The sequence below is a fragment of the Streptomyces sp. NPDC058373 genome, from assembly GCF_042723275.1.
Lineage (GTDB): Bacteria > Actinomycetota > Actinomycetes > Streptomycetales > Streptomycetaceae > Streptomyces.
In genome coordinates, this window is the sequence record NZ_JBHXJE010000056.1 from 30,446 (window position 1) to 39,625 (window position 9,180).

General features: G+C 72.5%; 8 protein-coding genes. 6 read left to right on the forward strand and 2 right to left on the reverse strand.

Annotated features, from left to right (window positions below):
* Positions 1–312 precede the first annotated feature (312 nt).
* The 6 genes from ACFWMZ_RS25065 to ACFWMZ_RS25090 all read left to right on the forward strand — a co-directional run bounded on the left by ACFWMZ_RS25065 (position 313) and on the right by ACFWMZ_RS25090 (position 5,778).
* On the forward strand, positions 313–1,377 hold the full coding sequence (locus ACFWMZ_RS25065; RefSeq protein ID WP_383204223.1) for a hypothetical protein: 1,065 nt from the start codon (positions 313–315) through the stop codon (positions 1,375–1,377).
* 396 nt (positions 1,378–1,773) lie between these two features.
* Entirely contained in the window at positions 1,774–2,982 is a 1,209-nt protein-coding gene (locus ACFWMZ_RS25070) for an ATP-binding protein (RefSeq protein WP_383181960.1), read from the forward strand.
* A complete protein-coding gene (locus ACFWMZ_RS25075) occupies positions 2,979–3,380 on the forward strand; it encodes a roadblock/LC7 domain-containing protein (protein ID WP_383181962.1) in 402 nt (133 codons plus the stop codon). Before ACFWMZ_RS25070 ends, ACFWMZ_RS25075 begins: the two co-directional genes overlap by 4 nt.
* Positions 3,377–3,751: a DUF742 domain-containing protein gene (locus tag ACFWMZ_RS25080; RefSeq protein WP_383181964.1), complete on the forward strand. Its 375-nt coding sequence runs from the start codon at positions 3,377–3,379 to the stop codon at positions 3,749–3,751. Before ACFWMZ_RS25075 ends, ACFWMZ_RS25080 begins: the two co-directional genes overlap by 4 nt.
* Positions 3,726–4,334 carry an ATP/GTP-binding protein gene (locus ACFWMZ_RS25085; protein ID WP_383181966.1) on the forward strand — a complete coding sequence of 203 codons (609 nt, stop codon included), beginning with the start codon at positions 3,726–3,728 and terminating at the stop codon, positions 4,332–4,334. Before ACFWMZ_RS25080 ends, ACFWMZ_RS25085 begins: the two co-directional genes overlap by 26 nt.
* 130 nt (positions 4,335–4,464) lie before the next feature.
* Positions 4,465–5,778 carry a cytochrome P450 gene (locus ACFWMZ_RS25090; protein WP_383181978.1) on the forward strand — a complete coding sequence of 438 codons (1,314 nt, stop codon included), beginning with the start codon at positions 4,465–4,467 and terminating at the stop codon, positions 5,776–5,778.
* 133 nt (positions 5,779–5,911) lie between these two features.
* On the opposite strand, the gene ACFWMZ_RS25095 is transcribed toward ACFWMZ_RS25090, so the two are convergent.
* Together ACFWMZ_RS25095 and ACFWMZ_RS25100 are read right to left on the reverse strand one after the other, a co-directional pair.
* On the reverse strand, positions 5,912–7,726 hold the full coding sequence (locus ACFWMZ_RS25095; RefSeq protein ID WP_383204226.1) for an acyl-CoA dehydrogenase: 1,815 nt from the start codon (positions 7,724–7,726) through the stop codon (positions 5,912–5,914).
* Between the two features lie 214 nt (positions 7,727–7,940).
* Positions 7,941–8,951, reverse strand: a complete 1,011-nt coding sequence (locus tag ACFWMZ_RS25100; protein ID WP_383204229.1) for a YihY/virulence factor BrkB family protein — start codon at positions 8,949–8,951, stop codon at positions 7,941–7,943.
* Positions 8,952–9,180 lie beyond the last annotated feature (229 nt).

Here is a 9,180-nt window from a genome sequence, read left to right on the forward strand (position 1 = left end):
CCGTCCTGGGAGACGGGCACCGCGCCCGGCAGGTCCGGGGCGGACCTCGTCGGCGGGCGGGCGGGCCGCGGGGGGGCGGGGGGCGGGCCCCCCCCCGCCACCACCGGAGTGGAGCGGCGGCGGCCCGGACGCCGAGGGCCGGTCCGGTCCAGCCCGGAGCATGGACGCTGCCGGGAATCCCGTGCGTGGGGATCCCGTACGCGGAGTGCCCCTACGGCTCCGAGCCGGCGCGGGCATCCCCAACGCCCCCGCGACCGGCCCGTGATGCGTACCGTTGGCTCCGGCACGGCGTCGAGCGGAGTGAGGGGCAGCGTGGGCATCGAGAGCGATCAGCTCGTCTTCGACTATCTGAGCCGCGTCGGCGACCTGGCCCAGCAGCGCCATGTCCCGGCGGCCGAACGGATGCGGCTCATCACGGAGTTGCGCCGCGACCTCGACCAGCGGCGGGGCCGGCCCGGCGGGGACAGCCCGGCGGCGGTGCGGCGGGCCCTCGGCAAGCTCGGCACTCCGGCCGAGGTGGTCGCCCGGGCCGGGGGTACGGCCACCTCCGCCGCAGCGCCCGAGGCGCCCGCGCACGTCCCCGTACCGTCGCCGCGCCCCGCCGAGCCGGAGCCGGGCAAGCCGAGCCTGCGGAAGGTGTTCCCCGGGCCCCGCGAGCGCCCGGCCGACGCCGAGGAGGCGCCGCCCGCGCCGCACCGGGTTCCCGGGCTGGAGGATGTGGGGCGGGGCGTCTCCGGGCCCGACCTGGCCGGGGCCTCGCCCGACTGGTGGCGGGTCGAGGCCACGCCCGAGGGGCTGGGCGGGGGCGGGGGAGCGGGGACCTTCGGGACCCGGCTGCCCGGGGAGGTGGCGGGCTTCCAGGGAGGCGTGGAGATTCCCGAACTCCTCAATCCGGGCCTGCGGTTGGAGAAACCCGCTGCCCCGGGCGGCACCAAGGAGGACGAGGCCGACGAGGCCGCCGGGGCCGAGGAGGTGGTCGCCGTCGATCCGGTGGCCGCGGCTCCCCGCCGCCGGTTCTCGCCGCGCGCCCTCGTGGGGGGCGGGCTCGGCAGCCCGCTCCTCCTGCTGGCCGCCGCCCTGCTCGTCGCCGGGGCCGTCCTCGGCAACCTCTTCTGCCTCGCCCTCGGCTGGCTCACCGCCTACCTCACCAAGCGACTCACCCCCGTCCAGGCCAAGTTCGCCGCCCTCGGCATCCCCGCCCTCACCCTGCTGGGCGGGGCTGTCTGGCTCTGGGGCCGCACCGAGGGGCGCTGGGGCGACCCCATCCCCGAGGCAGGAATGGCCGACGCGATCACGGGCCTCTGGCCGGTGCTGCTCCGCACGGCAGCCGTGACCTCGGCCCTGTACCTCCTGTGGCGGGCCCGGCGCCGCACCTGACCGGCCGGGCTGGGTGGCCTCAAGCCGCCGGGATGGGAGAAACGGCCCGGCCGGCGCTTGAGGCCGCCCCAGGGCTGGAAGTCCAACAGGTGTCCGGACACGGCGTGTTGTGACGCTCCTGTGAGCATCCCCCACCAACCCCACGAACAACTCTGAACCCGCACACGCGGTGATACGATCATCTGACTTTCAGCAGACTGACGGTGCGTGAGATAGCGCGCTACGGGGGGCAGTCGCGACGGCTCCATCGTGGAGGAGCGGGTGTGGTCCCCCCAATGAGGTCCGTATGAGGCGGCCCGCGGCCTTGGCCTTCCGTGCGGAGGGAGCCCGCAGGCCCCGTCGCGGGCTCCCTTGGCTGCCCGCAGCTCCGACGCGATGCGACTTGAAGAGAGTCTCATGACGTCATTCATCCAGGATCCACTGTTGTGGATCCTGCTTGCTGTTCTGGTCGCTGCGGCGCTCGCAGTGCTGAGCGCCCGCAGAACCAACCTCGCTCTACGGCGGGGGAAAGGGGAGCTGGAGAGGAGCCTCGCCGAGGCCCGCGGCGAGATCGGCCGCATGCACCTGCGCCAGCAGGAACTGGGCGCCCGCCACGCCCACGACGTCGCCGACGTCCGCGCCGACGCCGAGTCCGCCACCAAGGCCGTGCTCAAGTCGGCCATGGGCACCCTGCAGTCCCTCGCCGAGGAGCAGCAACTGCTCCTGGACGGGCTGCTCAACAAGTACGGCAACGACGCCGAGGTCCTCGGCGACCTGATGTCCGTCGACCACACCGGCAGCCAGTTCTCCCGCCGCGCCAAGGGCATCTCGGTGCTGTGCGGCGGCTGGCTGGGCCGCCGCGACGGCACCGCGACCGTGTACGACGTGGCCCGCAGCGCCCAGGGCCGTATCAAGGACTTCGGCCGGGTCAGCGTCCACTCGCAGGTCAACGTGGCCGTGACCAGCAAGGCCGTGGAACCCGTCGCGGTCGTCCTCGCCGAGCTGCTGGAGAACGCCACCAACTACAGCGCCCCCGGCACCCCGGTCGAGGTCAACATCCAGTCCGTCCCCAGCGGCGTCTGCTTCATCGTGGACGACGCCGGTCTCGGCATGGACCAGGAGACGAAGGACCGCGCGGCCATGCTGCTGGCCACCGACGGGACCGTCGACATCACGAGTCTCGGGGATCCGCCCCGGGTCGGATTCGCCGTCAGCGGCATGCTCGCCGCCCGCTACGGCTTCGCCGTCTCCGTCGGGTCGGTGTCCCCCTACGGAGGTGTGCGCGCGGTGATCCGTGTTCCGGAGGAGCTGCTCACGTCGGAGTTCTCGGAGCCCGCCCAGGCCCCCGCCCGCGTCGAGATGCCCGCGTCCCAGCCGACGCAGCACCTGACGGCCGTACCGGACGCCCACACCTCGCACGTCGTGGGCACCACCACCGGCGGCCTGCCCAAGCGCCGCAGGCGCGCAGGCGAAGTGGCCGCAGCGGCCGCGCCCAGCGAACCCGCCACCACCGGTGAGACGCCGGCCGCCGACAGCGAGATGACCGCGTCGCGACTCGGGGCGTTCGCCCGCGGGACGCGGATCGGCCGGGACACGATGACCACGGAAGGACCCGAGTACCAGTGAAGACCGATCTGTCGTGGGTGCTGAACGACGTGCTGGAAGTGCGCGGCGCCCGTCACGCCATCCTCGTCTCGGGTGACGGCCTCCTCCTCCAGAGCTCGGACGGCATCGAGCGCGGCGAGGCCGAGACCAACGCGGCGGCGATGAGCTCGATGCAGTCGCTCAGCCGCGCCGTCGCCGGGTTCGTCGGCCTCGGACGCGGGGTGTGGAAGCAGACGCTGATGGAGTACGACGGCGGCTGGATCTTCCTGATCGCCGCGGGCCAGGGCGCCTACCTGGCGGTCTCCGCCGCCGTGGACGTGGACATGGAGTCGATGTCGATCCGGATGCAGAAGACGGTGGCGGCGCTGAGCAGAGCGATGGGCGTGGCGCCACGCTCGAACAACGGTGTGAACACATGACGAGGCCCGGCGAGGAAGCTTCCGTCACCAGCGACTTCGTCCGGTCCTACGTCATCACCGGCGGGCGCAGTCTGCCCGCGTCGGACCAGCTCGCGCTCCAGACCCTGGTCACCATCGCCCCCGAACGGACGCTCCCGCTGGGGGCGTCCCCGGAGGTCAAGGCCATCTGGGAGCTGCTGTCGGGAGGTTACCTCTCCGTGGCCGAAGTGGCCGCCCACGTCGCCCTGCCGGTCGGCGTGGCCCGGCTGCTGCTCACCGATTTACTCGACCAGGGCCACCTGCTGCGCCGTGCCGAACCGCCGCGGGCGCAGAACGTCGAGAGAGACACTCTTGAGAAGGTTCTGAATGGACTCCAATCCCTCATCGGCTGAGACGGCCCGGGGACCGCTCTACGTCTCCGAGGCGGTGACCACCGCCGCGAAGATCCTCGTGGTGGGCCACTTCGCCGTCGGCAAGACGACCCTCATCGGCGCGCTGTCGGAGATCAAGCCGCTGCGCACCGAGGAGAAGATGAGCCAGGCGTCGGTGCAGTTCGACGACCTGAGCGCCGCTCCCGACAAGGCCACCACCACGGTCGCCCTGGACTTCGGGCGGCTGACCCTCGCCGACGACCTGGTCCTGTACCTCTTCGGCACACCGGGGCAGCAGCGCTTCATGCAGCTGTGGGAGGACACGGCGCGCGGCGCCCTCGGGGCGCTGCTCCTGGTCGACCCGGCCCGGCTGGAGGAGACCTTCCCGGTCATCGACCTCATCGAGAGCTACGGCCTGGACTACGCCATCGCCGTCAACAGCTTCACGCCGGAGAAGAGGTACGGCGAGGACGAGGTCCGCGAGGCCCTCGACCTGCTTCCGGACACGCCGGTCGTCTACTGCGACGCCCGCGACCGCGAGTCATCCGCCCACGCCCTGATCGCCCTGGTGCGCCACCTGCTCACGCGCGAACGCGTCGCCTGACCGCGCCGCACCCCCGCCCCGCCCCCGACGGGACGCCCGCCAGGTACCCCCGCCCGCCCGGAACGCCCGGGACACAGAGAGAGACCCCATGGAAAGCCACCCCCCGTACGCGCCGGCCGGCAGATGCCCGATGCACGACGCCAACTTCGCCGCCGACCCCCAGGCGGTCTACGACCAACTGCGCGAACAGGGCCCGGCCGGGCCGGTCGAGCTGGCGCCCGGCGTCGACGCGACGCTCGTCGTGGGGTACGAGACGGCGCTGCGCGTCCTCCAGAACCCGTCGCTCTTCCCGCGCGACGCCCGCCGCTGGCCCGCCCTGAACGAGGGCCGCGTCCCGATGGACAGCCCGGTCCTGCCGATGATGGCGTACCGGCCGAACTGCCTGTTCACCGACGGGTCGGTGCACCTGCGGCTGCGTAAGGCGGTCACCGACAGCCTCGCCAAGCTCAACATCACGCGCATCCGCCGGGATGTCGAGCCGATCGCCGACTACCTCATCGACCAGTTCAGCGAGCGCGGCCGCGCCGACCTCCTCGCGGAGTACGCGAAGCTGCTGCCGCTGCTGCTGTTCAACAAGATCTTCGGCTGCCCGGCGGACATCGGCGACACCCTCACCACCGCCATGTCGGCGATGTTCGACGGCAAGGACCCGGTGCGGACCAAGGCCCGCATCGACTCCTGCCTGATGCAGCTCATCGCGATCAAGCGCCGCGAGCCGGCCGACGACGTCATCTCGTGGCTGATCCAGCACCCGGCCGGGCTGACCGACGAGGAGCTGAAGGACCAGCTGGTGATGTTGATGGGCGCCGGCATCGAGCCGGAGCGCAACCTCATCGGCAACGCCCTGCTGGAGCTGCTCTCCGGCGGTGAGCACGGCCGGGGCGCCGGGATGATGGTCGAGGAGGCCGTCGACCACGTGCTGTGGCACCGCACCCCCATCGCCAACTACGCCGCCCACTACCCCACGCAGGACGTGGACTTCGGCGGCGGTGTCGTGGCACCGGCCGGGAGCCCCGTCCTGATCTCCTTCGCCGGGGCCAACAGCGACCCGGCGCTCGCGGAGGCCCGCCGCAGCGCGGGACGCGGGGCCCACCTGGCCTGGGGTGCCGGTTCGCACGCCTGCCCGGCCAAGGACCCGGCGCAGGTCATCGCGGTCACCGCGATCGAGAAGATCCTCAACGCCCTGCCCGACCTGGTCCTCGGCGTCCCCGAGGAGGAGCTCCAGTGGCGGCCGGGCCCCTTCCACCGGGCCATGGTCTCCCTCCCGGTGGCCTTCAGCCCGACCCCGGCCACCCGGATGGCGGCGGCGATCCAGAGCCGGGGCGGCACCCCGCAGCAGGCGGCGCCCGCCGCCGCGCAACCCCAGCACGCCTCCTCCACGGCGTCGGAGGGCGGTCGCAGGAAGGGCTTCTGGAGCTCCTTCCTCGACATCTTCCGCGTGTGACACGGGTGCTGGTACGAGAACCGCAGAGGTGACGGCCCGCCATGGCGACATGGCGGGCCGTCGTCGTACGCGTGCACACCCCAGGTCCCGTACCGGGGCCGAGACGGTCAGGCGGGCGGGCGCACCGGCGTCGTCACCTCGCGTCCTCCACGCCGTCGGCGACGCAGAAACCTTCCACCAGGGCGAGGGCATGGGGCTCCAGCTCCGCCACCACCTGCTCGATCTCGTCGGGCAACCGCTTCACCTGCGCCGCGGTCATCCGTTCCCGGGCCAGCAGCTCGCCGCTGTGGGCGGCGATCTGGCGCATCGCGAACAGCCGGTGCAGGTCGCGGATCCGTTCCGCGTCGGCGGCGGGGACCCGGTCGGCCGCTTCGAGCAGGGCCTCGCCGGCCAGACGGTGCGCGTGGGCGTCGACCAGTTCCAGCGCGGGCGACACGGCCCCGTTCCAGCGGGCCATGGGGTTCCCGCGGACGCCCTTCGCGCGCAGGCGGTTCTTGGCGCGCTCGTGCCAGATCCGCTCGATGTCCGCCATGAGGTCCTGCAGGTGCGCACCGTCCCGCAGTGACCGCTGCTCCGGCGCGGTCTCGCTGACCGGCTTCGGGGCGAAACCGCCCAGCAGCATCTCCCCGGCCGCCTTGACCCAGATGACCTGGTTGTCGCCCTCGGCGGTGATGGTGCCCTCGTTGGCGGCCAGCTGACCCGCGATGCCGTGGGTGAGCAGCAGGCCCTTCGCCCCGCACCGCTCCCGGCAGGTCGTCATGACGTCCCGCGCGGCCCAGGTGATCCACCCCTTGGTCACGGCGACGAGGCGTTCCACGTCGTCCCGTTCGCCGGGGCCGGCCATCTCCCACTGGCGTATCACCGAGCGGTGCAGCAGGGTGGCCGCGTAGGTGGTGGCCACCGCGTCGAGCAGCGGCTCGTGGTGGCTGCGGTGCGCCATGAGGGGGACGCGCTGCCCCCTGGTCATCCCGGACGTCAGCCGCGAGCCGCCGTGCCGCACCGCGATCGCGACCGCCTGCCGGGTCGCGCCAAGGCTGTATCCGGCCATGCACAGTTTGCCCATGGCCACCCGGCCTATGGAGCGCAGAAAACGTATCCGGGGGCTCCCCAGCGCACTGGTGAACTCCCCGTCGACGCTGAGTCGCCCGTGGTCGCCCTGGAGCATGGCGCTGTGGGGCAGGCTGACGTGGCGGAAGGTGGTCGCGCAGTGGTCCACCGGGGCGCCGGCGGTGTGCGGCAGCCGCTCGACGTGGACGCCGGGCAGGTGGCCCTTCTCGTCGCTGAGCGGGGTGAGGAAGAGGAAGACCCCCAGGTCATCGCCGTCCACCAGCAGCCGGGCGGCGACCACGGCGTCCTTCGGACCGCCGGTCAGCGAGGTGTTGGGCATCCACTTGGCCGCACCGGGGCCGGGGGTGTTGAGGACGAAGCGGCGGGAGGCGGGGTTGTACTCGGCGGTCGTCTCCATGTTCACGGCGTCGTTGCCGTGCTCGGCCTCGGTGCACAGGAACGTGCCGATCCGGTCCATCCGGACGTACGGGTCCAGGTCGCGGTCCTCGTGGTCGTGGTCGAGGAGGCTGCCGAGGAAGAGGTTGTAGTGGATGGAGGCCAGGGTGGCCATCCCGGGGTCGGCGGGGCCCGCCCACTCGTGGAGCGCGGTCAGCGCCGTCGCGCTCAGGGAGAGCCGGCGGGCGTCCGGCACCGCCGCCGCAACCGTGCGCAAGCGGCGATAGGACAACTCGACCCGTTCGTGATGGGCCAAGTCCTGGTGGTCGAACTCCCCGGTGCTGAATAGCTCCCTCCAGCGGCGGTGTTCTTCGCTCTGTGTGGCGAAGAGCAGGTCGCCCGGAGCGGAGGAGTACGGGACCGGAATCTCTCGTTCAGCAATCACACCCCGTAAAGTAACGGTAGTCAGGGAGTTATGGGTAGAGCCAATCTGACCTTGTGTCATATGACATGCGCGCAGTTCAGGCCGTACGCGGAGCGGTTCTGTGCCGTCTCTGCGGGGAATTGCCGCAATTGGCCGCGGCTGATATTCAACGGTCCCCGCCGAACGGGAAACGGAGCGATGGCAGGGTAAATGCCATGAAAGCGTCGAGGTGGTGGCCAAAAGGGGGCGACGCGTCCATTTGGGAAACGTCCGCCGCCCCCCGGGGCGAGGTGGTCTACGGCGGCGTGCCGGAAGCGGAGCGCCGGCCAGGCGTGGGTGCCGCGTCCGGATCGCCGGACGCGGGACGGCGGGCGGGCGGGCCTCCCTCTCCTTCCGCGTGGCTGAGCTCCGCCGTGAACTGGGCGCCGAGCAGCAGGGCCACGTTGGAGAGCCACAGCCAGACAAGGAAGACGACGATGCCCGCGAGGGAGCCGTAGAGGCGGCTGTACGTGCTGAGCACCGTGGTGTAGACGGCGAGGCCCGCCGAAGCGGTCAGCCACAGACCCGCCGCGAGGGCGCCGCCGGGCAGGCTGTGCGCGCGGCGGCGGGCTGCGACGGGGCCGTTCCGGAAGACCACCACGACCAGGCAGGCGACGAGGCAGAGCAGCAGCGGCCAGCGCAGCACGCTCCACGCCCAGGCCACCCCGGCGTCCAGCCCGAGCAGCCGCCCGATCGACTCCGCCACCGGCTCCGTCAGCATCAGCAGCAACGAGCTGACCACCAGCAGCGCCAGCAGGGCCAGCGCCGTCGCCACGATCCGGTGCGCCTTCCCCCACGGCGAGCGGCGGTCCGCCACCCCGTGCATCCGGTGCAACGCCCGCCGCGAGACCGCGAGATAACTGGAGGCCGACCAGAGCGCGCTCGCCCCGCCCGTCACCAGCAGCGTCCACGCCGTCGAGTCGACCCGCACCACCCGCGTCAGCACGTCCCGCAGCGAGGCCCCCGAACTGGCCGGCGCCCACGCCGTCACCTGCGCCACGAACCGCTCCGCCGTGTCCGGGCTGACCATCCCGAAGGCGATCACCACGACCAGCAGCGCGGGGATGACCGCGAGGATCGCGTAATACGTCAGCGCCGCCGCGAAGTCGGAGACGTCGTCCCGCCAGAACGCCCCCGGGGTGCGGCGCAGGGCCCGCCACCACTCCCTGCCCCCGGCGCCCTCCCCGCGTCCCTGCTCGGCCTGCTCCCCCGACTCCTCCGACGCCTCGGCCAGGGCCCCGCCTGCTGCTGGGCCTACGTGTTCCATCGTTCCTCCTCGCGCGTACCGGGCCGGTACGGGACTGGGGGTACCTACCCCGTTCCCGGCGGGGCGACCAATCGGCCGGGGCGGGGTGTGGCTGCGCCGCGGCTCGCCCGTGCCGGTCCCTGATTGGCCTCAAGCGCCGGCCGGGCTGTCCTTTGCGTCCTGTCCGTCTCGACCGTGCCGGTCCCTGCTGGCCTCAAGCGCCGGCCGGGCTGGGGGTTGGCTCAGCGCC

What these genes read in the sequence shown, in the direction of transcription:
- ACFWMZ_RS25070 (WP_383181960.1), top strand. Translation starts at nt 1,774, where the DNA reads ATGACGTCATTCATCCAGGATCCACTGTTGTGGATCCTGCTTGCTGTT.
- ACFWMZ_RS25080 (WP_383181964.1), top strand. Translation starts at nt 3,377, where the DNA reads ATGACGAGGCCCGGCGAGGAAGCTTCCGTCACCAGCGACTTCGTCCGG.
- ACFWMZ_RS25085 (WP_383181966.1), top strand. Translation starts at nt 3,726, where the DNA reads ATGGACTCCAATCCCTCATCGGCTGAGACGGCCCGGGGACCGCTCTAC.
- ACFWMZ_RS25090 (WP_383181978.1), top strand. Translation starts at nt 4,465, where the DNA reads ATGCACGACGCCAACTTCGCCGCCGACCCCCAGGCGGTCTACGACCAA.
- ACFWMZ_RS25095 (WP_383204226.1), bottom strand. Translation starts at nt 7,726, where the DNA reads ATGACACAAGGTCAGATTGGCTCTACCCATAACTCCCTGACTACCGTT.
- ACFWMZ_RS25100 (WP_383204229.1), bottom strand. Translation starts at nt 8,951, where the DNA reads ATGGAACACGTAGGCCCAGCAGCAGGCGGGGCCCTGGCCGAGGCGTCG.